General features: G+C 70.5%; 14 protein-coding genes. All 14 read left to right on the top strand.

What is annotated here, in order from left to right; genetic code table 11:
* Positions 1–4: 4 nt before the first annotated feature.
* The 14 genes from ACZ5V4_RS05895 to ACZ5V4_RS05830 all read left to right on the top strand — a co-directional run bounded on the left by ACZ5V4_RS05895 (position 5) and on the right by ACZ5V4_RS05830 (position 16,135).
* Positions 5–892 (top strand): class I SAM-dependent methyltransferase, encoded by an 888-nt coding sequence (locus ACZ5V4_RS05895; RefSeq protein WP_464317247.1) that lies wholly within the window; start codon positions 5–7, stop codon positions 890–892.
* Entirely contained in the window at positions 889–1,572 is a 684-nt protein-coding gene (locus tag ACZ5V4_RS05890) for a hypothetical protein (RefSeq protein ID WP_464317246.1), read from the top strand. The genes ACZ5V4_RS05895 and ACZ5V4_RS05890 overlap by 4 nt, the downstream gene beginning before the upstream one ends.
* A 34-nt stretch (positions 1,573–1,606) precedes the next feature.
* On the top strand, positions 1,607–3,598 hold the full coding sequence (locus tag ACZ5V4_RS05885; protein ID WP_464317245.1) for a cobalamin-dependent protein: 1,992 nt from the start codon (positions 1,607–1,609) through the stop codon (positions 3,596–3,598).
* Positions 3,591–4,319, top strand: coding sequence for a hypothetical protein (locus tag ACZ5V4_RS05880; protein WP_464317244.1), 729 nt, complete (start codon positions 3,591–3,593; stop codon positions 4,317–4,319). Before ACZ5V4_RS05885 ends, ACZ5V4_RS05880 begins: the two co-directional genes overlap by 8 nt.
* 5 nt (positions 4,320–4,324) lie before the next feature.
* Positions 4,325–5,473 carry a glycosyltransferase gene (locus tag ACZ5V4_RS05875; protein WP_464317243.1) on the top strand — a complete coding sequence of 383 codons (1,149 nt, stop codon included), beginning with the start codon at positions 4,325–4,327 and terminating at the stop codon, positions 5,471–5,473.
* Entirely contained in the window at positions 5,473–7,353 is a 1,881-nt protein-coding gene (locus ACZ5V4_RS05870; protein WP_464317242.1) for an asparagine synthase-related protein, read from the top strand. Before ACZ5V4_RS05875 ends, ACZ5V4_RS05870 begins: the two co-directional genes overlap by 1 nt.
* Positions 7,350–8,486: a glycosyltransferase family 4 protein gene (locus ACZ5V4_RS05865; protein WP_464317241.1), complete on the top strand. Its 1,137-nt coding sequence runs from the start codon at positions 7,350–7,352 to the stop codon at positions 8,484–8,486. Before ACZ5V4_RS05870 ends, ACZ5V4_RS05865 begins: the two co-directional genes overlap by 4 nt.
* Complete coding sequence (locus ACZ5V4_RS05860; RefSeq protein ID WP_464317240.1) at positions 8,476–9,522, top strand: hypothetical protein; 1,047 nt, start codon at positions 8,476–8,478, stop codon at positions 9,520–9,522. Before ACZ5V4_RS05865 ends, ACZ5V4_RS05860 begins: the two co-directional genes overlap by 11 nt.
* Before the next feature lie 62 nt (positions 9,523–9,584).
* Complete coding sequence (locus ACZ5V4_RS05855; RefSeq protein ID WP_464317239.1) at positions 9,585–10,322, top strand: TylF/MycF/NovP-related O-methyltransferase; 738 nt, start codon at positions 9,585–9,587, stop codon at positions 10,320–10,322.
* Entirely contained in the window at positions 10,319–11,389 is a 1,071-nt protein-coding gene (locus tag ACZ5V4_RS05850) for a glycosyltransferase family 4 protein (protein ID WP_464317238.1), read from the top strand. The genes ACZ5V4_RS05855 and ACZ5V4_RS05850 overlap by 4 nt, the downstream gene beginning before the upstream one ends.
* The gene (locus ACZ5V4_RS05845) at positions 11,386–13,470 is read left to right on the top strand and encodes a tetratricopeptide repeat protein (protein WP_464317237.1); all 2,085 of its coding nucleotides are present in this window, start codon (positions 11,386–11,388) and stop codon (positions 13,468–13,470) included. The genes ACZ5V4_RS05850 and ACZ5V4_RS05845 overlap by 4 nt, the downstream gene beginning before the upstream one ends.
* The gene (locus tag ACZ5V4_RS05840) at positions 13,467–14,420 is read left to right on the top strand and encodes a glycosyltransferase (protein ID WP_464317236.1); all 954 of its coding nucleotides are present in this window, start codon (positions 13,467–13,469) and stop codon (positions 14,418–14,420) included. Before ACZ5V4_RS05845 ends, ACZ5V4_RS05840 begins: the two co-directional genes overlap by 4 nt.
* A 3-nt stretch (positions 14,421–14,423) precedes the next feature.
* Positions 14,424–15,467, top strand: coding sequence for an STELLO glycosyltransferase family protein (locus tag ACZ5V4_RS05835; RefSeq protein WP_464317235.1), 1,044 nt, complete (start codon positions 14,424–14,426; stop codon positions 15,465–15,467).
* 5 nt (positions 15,468–15,472) lie between these two features.
* Positions 15,473–16,135, top strand: coding sequence for a TylF/MycF/NovP-related O-methyltransferase (locus ACZ5V4_RS05830; RefSeq protein ID WP_464317813.1), 663 nt, complete (start codon positions 15,473–15,475; stop codon positions 16,133–16,135).
* Positions 16,136–16,234: the final 99 nt, after the last annotated feature.

Genomic DNA, 16,234 nt, shown 5'->3' with positions numbered 1-16,234 from the left:
GGCCATGTTCGTCACGCGACCCGCGTGCCCGCTCTGCCAGGGCGAACCCAGCGCCGAGCTCTACCGCAGGCCCTTCGGCGACCCGGCCGTGGCCGCGAGCCTGGCCGCCCTGTTCCCGAGGCCCACCTTCGTGCGCGAAGCCCTGGAGCGCGACTATGTGGTGCTCTGCTGCGACGCCTGCGGGTTCGCCTGGCAGAAGCACATCCTGGACGGACCCAGCGTGGAGCGCCTCTACGAGGAGGGCATCGACCACGACGCGGCCCTGGCCAAGACCGACCTGGCTTCCATGGAGGTCCGGCTCAGGGTGCTCGCGTCCGTGCTGCTCATTCCGGCGCTCCTGCCCGCCGGGCGCGCCCGCGACGCGCGCGTGCTCGATTTCGGCATGGGCTACGGCCACTGGCTGCGCCTGGCCCTGTCCCTGGGCCTGGACGCCGAGGGCGTGGAGATATCGCGGCGCAAGGTGGAGCACGCCAAAAGTTTCGGCTGTAAGGTCTTCGAGGGCCTCGATCAGGCGCGCGGCCCCTACCACGCCGTGCACGCCAACCAGGTGCTCGAGCACGTGGACGATCCCCGGGCGGTCCTGCGTCAACTGGCAGCGCGGCTGGCTCCCGGCGGGATTCTCCTCCTGAGCGTGCCCGACGCGGGCCCCGAGATCGAGGCCATGCGCCAGGGCCGATGGACCCCGGGCAAGGGGGCGGTGCACCCCATGGACCACATCAACGGCTTCACGTTCGAGGGATTTTTGCGTTTGCTTGCCAGCGAGGGCTTCTCCCTGGCCTCCCCGGTGGGGGTGAGGGAGCTTCTGTCCGGCTCGACGCGGCTCACGCTCGCCCAGGATTCCCTCGACCACCTCCCCTGGGTGCTGACCAGGGACGCGGGAGGCAGGCCATGAGCGCCGCAAACGGGCCGCCGCCGCACATCGACCCCGAGGCCTGGTGGAAGTTCCGCAGGCCCAGGTGCTGGTCCAACCAGGAGCTGCGCCGCTTCGCTCCGCTTTTCGGGGGGCGCGTGGCCAACGTGAGCGGGTGGCTGGACGAGGACAAGGAGGGCGGGCGCTACCGGGATTACTTCACGGGGGCCTCGTCCTACGTGGTCACCAACCACGAGTGCGGGGAGCGGGGCTTCCAGGGCCAGCCGGGCGAGCTGACGCTCGACCTCTCGGCCGACCTGCCCCCGGGCTTCGCGGGCATGGCCGACGTGGCCTTCAGCCACACCGTGCTCGAGCACATCTACGATTTCCGCAAGGCCTTCGCCAACCTCTGCCTGCTGTCCACGGACGCGGTCATCGCCGTGGTGCCCTACATCCAGCAGCTGCACCACGGCGCGGGCTACTGCGACTACTGGCGCTTCACCCCCTTCGCCATGCGCGGGCTCTACGAGGAGAACGGGCTGACGGCCAGGTACGTCTCGGCCAACGGCGCGGACCCGGGCTCGGTCTACCTCTTCTGCGTCGGCTACCGGAACCGGCGCTGGGACGATCTGGTGCCCAGCCGCTTCGACCTGTACATCGACCCGGACAAGGGCGGCGGCTTCGGCAACGTCATCGGCGGCCAGGCCGTGCGCTGCGGCTGACGCGGCCCGGCTGACCAATACTGGAGAGCTATTCGTGAGGATCTTCCTGATCGAGCCGTGCACCTGGGAGAGCACCGCCAAGGGGTTCAAGATATCGCTCGGGCTCGCGTACCTCGCCGCCTACCTCAAGGGGCTCGGGCACGAGGTGGGCGGGCTCAACCTGAACTACCCCTTCGAGCGCGTGCCCCTGCGCTACCTGAAGACCGACCCCCAGGCCATGGAGCTCATCGAGGGCTTTCGGCCCGACGTGGTGGGTTTCAGCTGCTATTCGCACACGCGCCACAACGTCTACCACTGGGCCAGAGCCGTGAAGGAGCGCCTGCCCGGGGTCAGGGTGGTGCTCGGCGGGGCGCACGCGTCGTTCCAGTACGAGGAGATATTGCGCGCCCGCGAGCAGGTGGACTTCATCATCCGGGGCGAGGGCGAATTGGCCTTTGCCGAACTGATGGAGCACCTGGCCGGGGCCAGGCCCGCCTCCGAGGTCGCCAACCTCTGCTGGCGGGAATCGGGCGAGGTGCGCGCCGCCACGCGCCAGGCCGCGCCGCTGGATCTGGACGAGCTGCCCTTCCCGGACAGGGAATACGTGCACGACGCCCAGGCCATGCTCGACTGCTCCGTGCCCATCGACCTGCGCTACGATCTCTTCCCCTCGCCGCAGGTGCACGTGCTCACCAGCAGGGGCTGCCCGGTGCGCTGCAAGTTCTGCTGCTCCTCGCACTTCTGGGGGGCCAGGGTGCGCTTCCGCTCGCCGCGCCTGGTGGTGGAGGAGCTCAAGCAGATCCGGAACCGCTGGCCCGACGTGCGCAGCCTAGCCTTCCACGACGACACCATGACCGTGAAGCGCTCCCACGTGGAGGAGATCTGCCAGCTCATGATCGATGAGCGGCTGGACATGCGCTGGGTGGCCTGGACGCGCATGGACGCCGTGCGCCCCGAGACCGTGCGGCTCATGCGCCGGGCCGGGTGCGTCATGCTCAAGTCCGGTATGGAATCCGGCTCGCAGCGCGTGCTCGACCTCCTGGGCAAGAAGGTGGACGTGCCCCTGGCCCGCGAAGGCGTGCGGATCATCGAGGAGGAGGGCGTTTGCGGCTCCTACAACTTCCTGCTCTCCTACCCCGGGGAGAGCGGGGCCGAGGCCATGGAGACCGTGCGCTTCATCCGCGACAACAACATCCCGGCCAAGGAAGCCCGCATGGGCATGGCCACTGTGTTCTTCCCGGGCACTGAGCTGACCGAACAGTACGTCGGGGAGGTCGGCCGGTTCGACTGGGACTCCCCGCCGCCGCTCGTGCGCAGGGAGTTCGTGGAGGACCCGGCGGGCAACCCCCTCTATCCGGTGCGCGGGCTGCCCGTGGAGCTCCAGCGCGCCATCCGCCGGGCCGTGCGCGCCCCGCGCCTGACCGAGAAGGACCTCTCCTGGCCCCCGGAGCGCGAGGACGCCCTGCCGGAGTGGCGCGACCGCAACTATCCGGCCATCCAGGACCGGCAGTTCGCGCTCGTGCGCCAACTCCTGGACGGGCTGGGCGCGCGGGGCGGCAAGGCGCTTTTGATCGGCGACGGGAGCATGGATTTTTCCCTGGCGGAACTGGCGCGGTCCAGGGGAGTCGAGATCGAGCACGTGGGCTTCGACCTGGAAAAGTACCCCGGGTACCGGTTCCCGGGGCCGCTGCCCTACGCCGACGGGACGTTCTCCACGGTGATCGCGCGCAACATGCTCGTGCGCGCCGGGTGGGAGCTCCTCTCCCGGGAGGTGGCCCGGGTGCTCTCGCCCCAAGGGCAGGCGCACTTCATCGAAGTGAACAAGGCGGGCTGGCGCACCCGGCTGCGCTTTCTGCTGACCGGAGCGACCTTCGAGACCTTCGAGGACGTCTGGCCCATCGCCTTCGGGCTGCTAAAAAAGCGCCTGGGCGGCTTCGGCCTGGAGTTCGAGGTCCCCGCCGGAGCGCAGCTGCGCGGGTTCTACCATCTCACCGCGAGGCGTCCGGCGCCGGCGGGCAAGGAAACAAGGGTACCCGGCAATGGATAAGATCGATCCGCTGGACAAATACAGGGATTTCGTCCTGGCGCTCCTGCCCGAGAATGCAGGGCTGCACCTGTACGGGGCGTGCGCCACGGCGGCGGACGTCGCGGCCGCGCTGGCCCATTTCCGCCCGGACCTCCGCATCGTGGGCGTGATGGACGACCACCGGTCCGGGGAGTTCCTCGGCCACCCGGTCCTCGATCCCGCCACGGTCCGTCCGGGGCAGGACGAGCACGTGCTGGTGGCCTGCCCCGAGGTCCAGGCGCGGGACGCCCTTCTGCGCTACGAGGAAGCCGGGACGGAGCACGTCTGGTACATCCCCTCCGACTACCGCTTTTTCCTGATGGCGGCCATGCAGATGATATCCGGGGACGACTTCCGCGACGACCAGCGCATGAGGCAGATTGTCCTGGAACGGAAGTTCGAATCCATCGACTCGCACTACGCCTTCTTCCCGTTCGTGAATGTGCAGCGCACCATCTGCGAGGTGCATCGCGAACTGAGCGACCTCGTGTTCGAGGGCGTCACGGACAAGGCGTTGCTCGACAGGATGCTGCCCCTCATCCACGAGGCCACCGTCATGGGCAAGAAGATGGACAAGAAGCTCAGGCAGTACCGCTACGATTGGGACGATTCGTTCTGGGAGCGGAGCAAGTACGACATGGTCGAGAAGTACAAAGTCCGCCTCGGCCGCTACCTGGAACGCATCGGCGCGGCCGCCAAGTGAACCGGATGCGCGCCTTCTACCTTTCAGCCGGGAATTTTCCCTCCATCGCGGCGAACACCATCCAGATCGCCAAGATGTGCTGCGCCTTCAGCCGCTGGCTCCCGGAGATGCGCATGGTGGCCCTGACCGGGACAGAGGCGCTCTTCGAGGGCGCCCCGCCGGATCTTCAGGCCCTCTACGGGCTCTCCAGGCCCCTCGAGGTGGACTACCTGCCGCTTCTGCCCGGGCGCGGCCACGGGCTCTTCGAGCACGACTACCGCCCCCCCGCCTGGTTCTACCACCTGGCCGCCCAGTACGCCTCCTGGCAGGGCGCGGAGCTTGTCGTCACCCGGCGGCCCGAGACCGCGCTCACGGCCATCGCCCTGGGCATCGACACCATCTTCGAGAGCCACGCTCCCTGGAGCTACTTCCCGCACGTGCACCCGCACACGGCCAGGTTCGCCTCGCCGCACCTGAAGGCCGTGGTGGTGGTGGCCGACAGCCTGGCGCGCGACCACATGGCTGCCGGGCTGCCCGGGGACAGGATAGTGGTGGAGCAGGACGGCGTGGACCTGGGCCAGTACCCCGAAGGGGCGGACCGCCAGGCCCTGCGCGCGAGCCTCGGCTGGGACGACCGCTTCACGGTGGTCTACACCGGGCACCTGCTGGCCGAGCGCGGCATGGAGACGGCCTTCGCGGCCGCGCGCCTGGTTCCGGAAGCGCGCTTCGTGTTCGCCGGAGGCTGGCCCGAGGACGTGGCGCGCTGCCGAGAGAGCGCGCGCGGCATCGACAACGCGGAATTCACGGGATTTCTCGACCATCCCCGCGTGGCGGCCCACCAGATGGCCGCGGACGCGCTGCTCATGCAGTACAGCCTGGACGCCCACCACGCGGACCGCTGCTCGCCGCTCAAGCTCTTCGAGTACATGGGCGCGGCCAGGCCCATCGTTGCCACGGACATGCCCTGCCTGCGCTTTCTGATGCGCCACGGGGAGAACTGCCTGCTCGCGCCCTCGGGCGACGCCGAGGCCCTGGCGCGGGCCGTGCGCGCGCTCATGGCCGACAGGGAGATGGGCGAGCGCCTGGCCCGCGCGGCCCGCGCCGAGGTGGCGCACTACGACTGGGAACTCAGGGCCAGGCGCATCCTGGACCTGGCCCTCAAGGAGGAACGCTGATGCCAGCAATCGCCGCGCTTTTCGGCCCAGGACCCGATCCCCGGGCAGCCGCGAGGCTTGACGGGGCGGCCCGGGCCATGGACCGCCTGGGCCGGGGAACGGTGCTTCGCGTGGACGCGGCCAACGGCGGCGCGCGCGCGGTCTGCCGCCGGGGCCGCCTGCCCGGCGCGGACGTCTGGGCGGACGAGGCCTCGGGGCTCGTGGTGGCCATGGACGGCGAGTGCTACGGCCCGGCCCCTGGCGCGGGGGCGCACGCGCGCAAGGTGCTCGGGGGAGCGCCCCTGGCGCGCGGCGCGGCCGCCGTGGGCGAACTCTACCGGGAGCTCGGCCCGGGCTTCGCGGCCGAGATGGAAGGGGCCTTCGCGGTGGTCGTGCTGGACCGGAAGGCCAACGAGGTCCACGCCTTCACGGACCGCTTCGGCCTGCGTCCCCTGGCCTACCGCGTGCAGGAAGGCGCGATCTTCCTGGCCAGCACCCTGGCCGCGTTCACCCGGGCCTGGCCCGAGCGCGGCCACGGCATCGACTGGACGGCCCTGGCGGACTGGCTGAGTTTCGAGCACATCCTCGGCGAGAAGACGCTTCTGGACGGGGTGCGGCTTCTGCCCAACGCGGGGCGGCTTCGCTTCAAGGCCGGGGACCGGGCGGCGGACGTGGGCGAGTACTGGAGCCTGGCTTCCAGCGAGCCCCGGCACGACCTGCCCTTCGACCAGGCCGTGACCGGCGCGGGCGAGCTTTTCGCCAGGGCCGTGGAGCGCCTCTGCGCCGACGGCGCGCGCGCGGGCGTGTACATGACCAGCGGCCTGGACAGCCGGGCCATCGGCGGCTTCCTGGCCCGCGTCCAGCCGGGCTTCCCGTCCTTCACCTACGGGCTCCAGGGCTGCCGGGACATGGTCTGGGGCGAGGAGCTGGCCCGGATGCTGGGTTCAGCCCATCACCCCTTCCCCATGGACGACTCCTCCTGGCTCTTCGACATGGCCGGGACGTTCGTGGGGCGCACCGAATCCTTCGTGAACATCCTGCACTCCCACGGGGTGCACACCTACGAGGCCGCGTCCGGCCACATGGACGTGCACCTTAGCGGCTACGGCGGGGGCTCCTTCTACGGGGGCGACACCACCAACACGGCCATGCTCGCGGCAAGGACCCCCGCGCAGGCCTGCGAGATGCTCTACAAGGGCTACGTCAATTCCCTGGGCAACGTACTGCGCTCTCCCATGGAGCGCTTCCACCTGCTGACCCCCGGGGTCAGGCGGGAGATGTCCTGGGCGGCCGAGGCCTCCTTCGAGGCGGAGTATTCCCGCTACGCCGGGCTTCGCCCGGACATCACCGGCGACGCCTTCACCCTGGGCAACCGCTACAAGAAGATGTTCGCCTACATGATCGCCATGGAGCGCGAGTTCTTCGAGGACCGCTCGCCCTTCATGGACTACGCGCTCATGGACTTCCTGTTCTCTCTGCCCACCGGCGTGCGCACGCAGCGCAAACTCCAGATCGGGCTCCTGGACGCCATGCTCCCGGAGCTCCGGGCCGTGCCCTGGCAGGTGAGCTGCAAATGCCCCACGCTCCTGCCCGACCCGCCCGCGCATTTGCGCGACCGCCGCGACGACCCCATGCCCACCGAGCCCGGGCGCGACTACCCCAGGTGGGTTCTGAACCACGGCATGGGCTGGCTCGAAAACCTGCTGGACAGCGACGTGCTGGAAGCCAGGGGAATCTTCTCGCGGCCCTACGTGTGCGAAATGGTGGCCAGGGTGCCCTGGGCCGCGCGCGAATTGCCCTACCAGGAGCGGCGAAACGTCTCCTACAGCCTGTGCGCCGTGGCCACGTTCGAGCTCATGTGCAGGCAGGTGCTGGACCCCGCGCAGGGGGACGCCCCGTGAGCAGCCGGGCGTCCATGGCCCTCTTCTTCACCCGGGGCATGTCCCTGGCCGGGTGGGACGCGGCCGGCATGCTCAGCCGCGAGACCGCGCTCTACCGCAGGCACCTGGAGGCCGGGCGGCGGGTGGCGCTCGTCACCTACGGCGGACCCGGGGAAAGGGAAATCGCGGAGCGCGTGCTGCCCGGGGCCGTGGTCTGCTGCAACGAGGGAGGCCTGCCCCTGGACGACTACGCCGCGAACCTCGCGGGCATTCACGCCCGTGAGCTCTCCCGGGTGGACGTGTTCAAGACCAACCAGGTCTCGGGATCGCGCGAGGCCCTGGACGCGGCGCGCGCCCTCGGCAAGCCCCTGGCCGCTCGCTGCGGCTATCTGCTCTCGGATTTCGCGGCGCGCATGCACGGCCGGGATTCCCGCGAGGCCCGAGAGGCGCTGGCTGTGGAGGCCCAGGTGTTCTCCCGGGCCGGGGCCGTGGTGGTGGCCACCCGGGACATGGCCCGGGACGTGCTCTCCCGCGTGCCCGGGGCCAGGGTGGAGGTGGTGCCCAATTACGTCTCCCCCGAGTTTTTCGTCGAACACGGGCGCGAACCGGAGTTCGACGTCTGCTTCGTGGGCAGGCTTGCCCCGCAGAAGAACGTCCTGGCCCTCCTGGAGGCCCTGGAGGGCCTGAACCTCTCCTGCCTGCTGGTGGGCGACGGCGAATTGCGCGACGAGGTGCGCGAGCGGGCGGGCGCCCTTGGGCCGCGCGTGCGCTGGGAGGCGCGGGTGCCCCACGAGCGTCTTGCCGGCTGCATGAGCTCGGCCAGGCTCTACGCGCAGCCCTCGCACTTCGAGGGCCACCCCAAGACGATTCTGGAGGCCATGTTCCTCGGCAGGCCCGTGCTCGCGGCGGATGCCCCGGGCGTCACGGATTTGATCGAGGAGAGCGGCGGGGGCTGGCTCTGCGGACGCTCGTCCGGGGAGATCAGGCAGGCTCTCGAGCAGGCCCTGTCGTCCCCCGAAGAGCTCGCCCGGCGCGGCAGGCTCGCGGCCCGGTTCGCCAGGGAGCGCTTCAGCCTGGACGCCGTGGCCCCGCTGGACGCGGCCGTGCTGGACCGTTTGGCGGAGGGCGAAAAGGAGGGCGGCGATGGGCGCTGAGGGCGCGAAGGGCTCACGCGTCCTGTGCGTGCGCGAGCCCGAGCACTACGCTGATTTCCAGCGTTTCGAGTCCGTGCGGCGCTGGGCCGAAGGCGCAGGCCTGACGGTCACGGCCGTGGGGCTCGAGGGCCTGGCGGCCATGGGCGAGCCCGCGTGGCGCGAGACCGCACTGGCCTGGGCCCCGTTCAAGCACACGGACAGCCCGGCCATCCACATGGAGCGCTGCCTGGCCATGCGGGCCATCCCCGAAGGCGTGCCAATCGTCCTGGACATGGACAACCCGGATTCGCTGCTGCCCGCGGTCAGGCAGCACCTCGCCGGGCGGCCCCTGGCCTGCCGGGCCGTGCGCGACCTCCCGCCGGACCCGGTCTTCTCGCTCACCGTGCCCTACTGCAACCACCCGGCCCGGGTGGAGCCCGCGCCGGTGCGCGACGTGGTCATGCTCGACGTGCACAAGTGGGAGCCCCTCTCCTGCCAGCTCCAGACCCTGGCCCTGCTGGACTGGTTCGGCGGCCGCCACGCCCGGGCCTGCGAGGCCGCCGAGGTGGCGGTCAAATATTTCCTCACGTCGTTCACGCCCATAGAGCCCTACCTCGAGGCCATGGAGGGCCTGCGCGCCAAGCGCTTCGGGCTCTCGGGGCCGGTGGGCGCGCTCGCGGTGCGCGACAACCTGGTCCCGCCCGCGCCCACGCGCGAGGATTTCCTCGCCGTCCTGGCCAGGACGCGGCTTTTCGTCACCATCCACAACAACCTCTCGGACATGCTCCTGTGCGAGGCACTGGCCAACGACATCCCCACGCTGATCCTCGGGGCCTCGGCTTTCGACCCTCCGGCCCGGGAGCTGGACGTCTGGGGGCTGGGCGGCGAGCCGCTGGCCCGCTGGGGCAGGGGCGTGATCGAGGCCCAGCCGGACCTGCGCTCGCCGGACATGGGCTGGCTCGCGGCGAGCGACACGCGCGCCGGGGGCTTCGAGGTGCTTTCCGGGGCATTCCTGGACACCTGGGACAGGCTCTGGCGCTGGGCTTGCAGGCGCTAGCGCACGAGAAACCCCGCCGCGCCTCGAGCGCCGGGCGGCCGACACATCTTCAAGGAACACGCATGGACGACTACTACTGGGGCAGATACGTGGACACGGTCAGGGAATTCTACGAGGCCGCAAGGCTTCACGAGCTTCCGGGCCTGCCTCCGTCCGAGGGGAGGCCCCCCCTCATCGCCAGGCTCATGGGCACGGGCACGGCCGAGGCCCTCTACCTGCTGGACGCGCTGCACAAAAGCCTCCACCTGGAGGGCGACGTCTGCGAGTTCGGCGTCTGCCAGGGGGCCACGTCCGCGCTCCTGGCTCACGAGATCATGGCCACGGACAAGCGCCTGTGGCTGTTCGACTCCTTCAAGGGCCTGCCCAGGCCCACGGACAAGGACGTGCTCATCGACGACATCTTCAACCTGGGCAGCATGGAGCGCTACGAGGGCGAGATGTCCTGCCCGGTCACGGAGGTGCGCAAGCGCCTGAAGGATGTGGCCTTCCCCGAGGAGCGCGCCGTCATCGTGGAGGGCTTCATCGAGGACGTGCTGGGCAAGGCGGCCATGCCGGAAAAGGTCTGCCTCGCCTACGTGGATTTCGACTTCTACGCGCCCATCTCCCTGGCCCTGGGCTTCCTGGACGGTGTGCTCGCGCCGGGCGGGCGCGTGCTGGTGGACGACTACGGGTTCTTCTCCGCCGGGGCCAAGACCGCCGTGGACGAATTTTTGGCCGCGCGGCCCGGGCGCTACGGTTTCACGTTGCCGCGCGGGTACGCGGGCAGGTTCTGCATCCTCGAGAAGGCCGGGCGGGAATGAGGGTCTGGTACGACGGCGTGATCTGGTCGCGCCAGGCCCTGGGGGGCGTGAACCGCTACTTCGCGCGGATCATCGACGGCCTCCCGGAGGACGTGCTCCCCGTGCTCACCGTGGAGCGCCGCCGCGACGTCAATTTCCCGTCGAATCCGCGCCTCACGGTGCTGGACACTCCCAGGAGCGGGCCCGGATGCGTCGAACGGGTGGACTGCGACGTGTTCCACCCCACGTACTTCGAGACGCTCTGCCACGGGGGCAGCGTCCTGCGCTCGGGCGCGCCAGTCGCGCTCACCGTGCACGACGCCCTGCACGAGCTCTATCCGGAATTGGCCGATCCGGGCGGGGAGCAGCGGGCCTGGAAGAAGGCCCTGATCCCGCACGCGGACCACGTGATCTGCGTCTCGCACAACACGAAAAAGGACGTGATGGAGATTTTCGGCGTGCCAGGCGAGCGCATCAGCGTGGTGCACCACGCCTCGGACCTGCGCGCGGACATGGCCGGGGACGCGCCCGACCTGCGCGAGCGGCCGTATTTCCTCTACGTGGGCCACCGCTACTGCTACAAGAACGTGCCCAGGCTGCTCGGAGCCTTCGCGGCCCTGCGCTCGAAATGGCCCGACGTGGAGCTGCGCTTCACGGGCGCCCCCTTCGGCGAGGCCGAGAAGCGGCTGATCCTGGAACTCGGGCTGCAAGGGGCCGCGCGCGTGGAGGGCTGCGTGCCGGACGGGCGGCTGGCTGCGCTCTACCGCAACGCAGTGGCCCTGGTGTACCCCTCGCTCTACGAGGGCTTCGGCATCCCGCTCCTGGAAGCCATGGCCTGCGAGTGCCCGGTGGCGGCGTCCGACACGTCGAGCATCCCGGAGGTGGCCGGGGACGCGGCCCTGCTCTTCGACCCCACGGACACCGAGGCTATGGCGCACGTCATGGAACGGCTCCTGGAGGACAGGGAGCTTCGCGCCTCCATGATCGCCAGGGGCAGGGAGCGGGCCGCCGGGTTCACCTGGGAGAAATCCGTGGCCGCCACGGTGGAGGTCTACCGCGCCCTGGCCGCCAAAGGGGCGGGGAAGTGATCGCCTTCCTGGGCAACTGCCAGGTCCAGGGCCTGGCCAAGGAGCCCGTGTTCGCGGGGCTTGGCGTCAAGTGGCTGCTCTGGCGCACTCCCGCGCTTTTCGGCGGGCCGGGCTTCGCGGCCGCGCGCGAGGCGCTCGTGGCCGCCCACGGCCGCGACTGCGCGTCGGCGCTTGAAAAGAGCGGCATCGTCACCTCGCACCCGAGCCTGGGCGACCTCGAGGCCCTGGCCCCCGAGGCCGTCGTTGTGAACATGTTCCACGAATCCCCGGCCCTCGAGGACCGGGCGACCGGCGCGGTCTACAACGTGCTGGACTGCTCGCAACTGCGCTCGGAGTTCTCCCCGGTGCGGGCCTGGCTCCAGGAAAGGTGCGCTCCGCTGGAGTTCGACCCGGACTCCTACCCGGAGCGCTTCGCGGAGTTCACCCTGGCGCTGCGTGAGAAGCTGCGCTGCCCGGTGGTGGTGATCCTGAGGCTCACGCACCACAACTTCTTCTCGCCGCCCCCGGCGTGCATGCTGGCAGGGTGGGAGCGCTTCGGGCAGCGCGCAAGGCAGGCCGTGCAGGCCCATGCATCGGCCGACCCCATGATCCGCCTGGTGGACATGGACATGGTCGCCGTTGACGCCTGGAGCGAGCGCCAAAGCCAGGACGACGTCTCCCGGGCCTTCGTGCCCGGGCCCGCGCGCTGCGGGCAGGGCCTGGAATTCGACGTGCGGCGCGACCTCGAGCACCTGGCCCCGGGCATGCTCGATCGCACGGCGCACGCCGTGCTGGCGGCGCTACGCGGCGAGGGAGACGGCCCGCGTGTGCGCGTCCCGGCCTCGTGGTCCGAGCCCGCCGGGCAGTACGCACCCGCCTCACCCGAGGAGTTGGCGCGGCTTTTGGAAGAGCCCGTGACGCAGCGCCAGCAGCGCGCGCTCCTGGAGCTCTTGTCCCTGGAACCGGCGCAAGCCGGGGCGATCCTCAGGCGCGCCCTGCCCGGGCTCGCGACGGACCACGACACGTTTTCCATCCTCGCCTGCAACCTGGCGCTCCTTCCTGGCGAGGTGGCGCGGGAGCTTCTGGACATCGCCCTGGACGCTGGCGGGCACACCCTTTCGGGCGCGCCCTGGCGGCTGTGCAGGGCGAGCCTGGCGGGCAAGTTTGTCGAGCTCTCGGGGCTCCTGGCGGACGCGGGCGACGCGGCGAGGGCCGGGCACCTCGCCCGGCTGGCCCTGGCGGCTCTGCCGTCCGGTGAGGCTGACGTTGCCTTGGCCCGCGCGCTTTTGCGCGGCGGAAAGCGGGATGAGGCCCTCGCCGTGGCCGGGCAGGCGGTCAGGGGAGGGGCCTTGGACGAGGATTCGGCGGTTGAGCTCGCCGGGCTGCTGGCCCAGGCGGGAGAGCCCGGCCCGGCCCTGGAGGCGCTTGCCCCGCACGAGGCCTCGGCCGGTGGCAGGGCGCTCCGGGCCGGTGTGGCCATCCTGCGCTCGCTGGGGCAGGGGGAGGGTGCGCTCTCCAGGCTCGACGCGGCCGAGGCCGCGCGCGGGCAGGACGCGCCCGGGTGGCTCCTGCGCGAGCGCGTGGCCACGCTCTACGCCATGGGCAGGCGCGAGGAGGCCTTGAGCCTGCTCGAAAGAGCGGACGAAATCACGCCAGCCCTCGCGCCGCTTGAGCACCTGCTGAAGCCAGCGCCAGCCGTGCCCGGGCGCGCGCTGGTGGTCAGGGCCGGGCCGCTGGTGGCGGCCGACCGGGCTGTCGAGCTTCTTGCGGGCCTTGGCTGGCGGGTGGAGGTGCTCTGCGGGGAGGAGTCGCTTGCGCATTTCCGGTCCCTGCCCGGGGTGTCCGCCTGCCACGGCTACGGCAGCGGGCGCTACAGCCACACCGCGCGCGCCCGGGAGCTGACGCCCGGCGTGTTCGCCTCGCCCTACGACCTGGCCGTGCTGGTCGCCTCGGTCTGGGACCCCGAGGACTACAGGCATTTCCTGGCCCTGATGCGCGAGATTCCGGCAAAGCGCCGTGCGGTCTATCTCTTCGACCAGCTCTGGAGCGCCGAGGCCCGGAATCGCCTGCTGCACGCGCCCTTCGGGGAGGAGCCCGCATGACCCCGGCCGTCACCGTGCTCATGAGCGCGCACGCCGGTGGGGACTACTTCCGGCAGGCGCTCGGGAGCGTCCTCGCCCAGGACTTCGGGGATTTCGAGCTCGTGCTCATTGACGACGCCTCGGCGGACGACATCCGGGGAGAGGTGGAGCGGTTGCGCGACCCGCGCGTGGTCTACCGGCGAAACGAAGTGAACCTGGGCCTGACCCGCTCGCTGAACCTGGGCCTGGGCCTGGCCCGGGCTCCCCTGGTGGCGCGCATGGACGCCGACGACGTCTGCTTGGCGCACCGGCTGGGCGAGCAGGCGCGTTTCATGCGCGAAAACCCGGGCGTGGGCCTTCTGGGCGGGCAGGCGGACTGCATCGACGCCCACGGCAACGTGGTCTTCCGGGAGCGCCACCCCACGGACGAAGCACTTCTGCGCTGGCTCATGCACTTCATCAACCCCTTCTGGCACCCGGCGGCCATGATGCGCACGGAACTTCTGCGCGAAGTCGGCGGCTACGACGAGTCGCTGCCCTGCGCCCAGGACTTCGACCTCTTCCGCAGGCTCGCGGCCGTGGCCCCCGTGGCCCAGGGCAAGGACCCGGTGCTGCTCTACCGCATCCACGAAGCGAGCGTCAGCGGGGGCCGCGCGGCAGAGCAGGACGCCTGCGCGCTGCGCGTCATCGGGCAGGCCCTGCAAGGCCTGCTCGGGCGAAGGCCCGGCGAGAAAGAGGTCAGGGGAGCGCGCGAGATACTCATCCGCCTGCCCGTGGCCCACGCGGACCGGCGAAGCGTGGCGCTTTTGCGCGAGAGCCTGGACGCGTTCGCCGCGCGCGAGGCCCTCGGCCCGGAAAAGCTCGCGCTGCTGCGCGCCAGGCTGGGCGCGGACCTCGAGCACCTGGCGGCGCGCTGCCCGACCGCGAGGCGATGGACGGCGGAAACATCCTCCGAAAAGGAAAGCCGGTAGAACATGACGCAAGCAAACGACCACGGGCAAGGTTGGTGCGTGATCACCACCATCCAGGCCCCTACCGCGTGCGTGGCCGCGCTGGCCGGGACGCTTCACGCCCAGGGCATGACGCTCCTGGCCGCGGGCGACAGGAGGGGCCCGGAGCGCTTCGACATCCCCGGAGCCCGGTTCTTCCCCCTCGACGAGCAGAAGGCCTCGGGCTTCGCCCTGGCCGCGCTGCTGCCCGAGAACCACTACACGCGCAAGAACCTGGGCTACCTGGAGGCCATCCGCTCCGGGGCGGCCTTCCTCTACGAGACCGACGACGACAACCGCCCGGCCCCGGGCTGGGCGCCCAGGACCCTGGACGCGCGGGCGTTGGCCTGCCGGGGCCAGGGCTGGGTGAACGTGTACGCGCATTTCGGCGGCGGCCACGTCTGGCCGCGCGGCCTGCCCCTGGAAGCCGCGCGCCTGGCCCCCGAGCCGGACGGGCGGCCCCTCGCCGGCGTATCGCCCGTGCAGCAGGGCTTGGCCGACGGCTCGCCCGACGTGGACGCCATCTGGCGGATGCTCTACGGCCAGGACACGGCCTTCGACCAAAAGCCGTCCCTGCGCCTGGCCCCCGGGCTCTGGTGCCCGTTCAACAGCCAGAACACCTGGTGGTGGCCCGAGGCCTATCCGCTCCTCTACCTGCCCAGCCACTGCGGGTTCAGGATGACCGACATCTGGCGCTCCTTCGTGGCCCAGCGCTGCCTGTGGGCCATGGGCCGGGAGCTGGTGTTCCACGGGGCGGACGTGGTCCAGGAGCGCAACCTCCACGACCTGCGCAAGGATTTCGCGGACGAGGTGGCCGGGCACATGCACAACGGCCGCATCGCCGCCGTGCTGCAAGCGCTCGACCTGCCCGGCGGGGCGGACCAGGCCGGGGGCAACCTGCGGCGCTGCTACGAGGCCCTGGCCAGCGAGGGGATCATCCCCGGGGCCGAGCTTCCCCTGGTGGACGCCTGGCTTGCGGACCTGGACGCACTGGCGGTATCGCACACGACAACGACAACACGAGAGTGAGCACCATGACCACCGGCAAGTACGATCCGCTGAGAGACGACGCGCGCTTCAACGCCCTCCTGGCCGCCCTGGTGGAGAAGACCCCCTGGGACGACGCCTTCTGGCGCGGCCACAAGACCTACGGAGTGTACCAGCTCCTTCGCCAGGCGCTTCTCGTGCCCGGCGACTGCTTCGAGTTCGGCTGCCACAGGGGCTACTCCGCCTCCATGCTGGCGGAGATGATCGAGCAGACCGGCGTGGACAAGCGCATCCACCTGTTCGACACCTTCAGCGGCATGCCGCACTCCGACCCGGAGTACGACAACTTCTACAAGAAGGGCGACTTCGCGGACACCTCGCTGGACCTCATCAAGTCCACCCTGGCCCCCTGGGACAAGAGCGGGCGTTTCGTCTACGTGCCGGGGGACATCTGCGAGACGGTCCTCAACTACGCGGCCGCCCCTGCCTGCTACCTGCGCATCGACGTGGACCTCTGGCGGCCGAGCAAGGCCATCCTGGAGGCCAAGTTCGACTCGCTGAACACCGGCGGCATCGTCTACCTGGACGACTACGTGGGCGACAAGACCCTGGGCGAGCGCAAGGCCGTGGACGACTTTCTGGCCGACCGCCCGGAAAAGGTTTTCTACATGCTCGGCGAGAGGGCCTACATCATCAAGGGCACCCCGTAGAATCCAGCTTTGCGCGCGCGGGGCGGCCAGGCCGAGGCCCCCGCGCGCCGCTTGACTTTTCCCGCCCGTGCGAACACATCCCCCGGGGAGATGGAGCAC

The organism is Fundidesulfovibrio sp. YSD1 (assembly GCF_055397115.1).
Note: the sequence above shows the minus strand (reverse complement) of the source record. Positions and strands in the feature narration are given on the sequence as shown.

Excerpts from the sequence above, each read along its gene's own strand:
- ACZ5V4_RS05850 (WP_464317238.1), top strand. The coding sequence starts at position 10,319 with ATGAGGGTCTGGTACGACGGCGTGATCTGGTCGCGCCAGGCCCTGGGG.
- ACZ5V4_RS05890 (WP_464317246.1), top strand. The coding sequence starts at position 889 with ATGAGCGCCGCAAACGGGCCGCCGCCGCACATCGACCCCGAGGCCTGG.
- ACZ5V4_RS05840 (WP_464317236.1), top strand. The coding sequence starts at position 13,467 with ATGACCCCGGCCGTCACCGTGCTCATGAGCGCGCACGCCGGTGGGGAC.
- ACZ5V4_RS05855 (WP_464317239.1), top strand. The coding sequence starts at position 9,585 with ATGGACGACTACTACTGGGGCAGATACGTGGACACGGTCAGGGAATTC.
- ACZ5V4_RS05880 (WP_464317244.1), top strand. The coding sequence starts at position 3,591 with ATGGATAAGATCGATCCGCTGGACAAATACAGGGATTTCGTCCTGGCG.
- ACZ5V4_RS05835 (WP_464317235.1), top strand. The coding sequence starts at position 14,424 with ATGACGCAAGCAAACGACCACGGGCAAGGTTGGTGCGTGATCACCACC.
- ACZ5V4_RS05870 (WP_464317242.1), top strand. The coding sequence starts at position 5,473 with ATGCCAGCAATCGCCGCGCTTTTCGGCCCAGGACCCGATCCCCGGGCA.
- ACZ5V4_RS05830 (WP_464317813.1), top strand. The coding sequence starts at position 15,473 with ATGACCACCGGCAAGTACGATCCGCTGAGAGACGACGCGCGCTTCAAC.
- ACZ5V4_RS05860 (WP_464317240.1), top strand. The coding sequence starts at position 8,476 with ATGGGCGCTGAGGGCGCGAAGGGCTCACGCGTCCTGTGCGTGCGCGAG.
- ACZ5V4_RS05875 (WP_464317243.1), top strand. The coding sequence starts at position 4,325 with ATGCGCGCCTTCTACCTTTCAGCCGGGAATTTTCCCTCCATCGCGGCG.
- ACZ5V4_RS05895 (WP_464317247.1), top strand. The coding sequence starts at position 5 with ATGTTCGTCACGCGACCCGCGTGCCCGCTCTGCCAGGGCGAACCCAGC.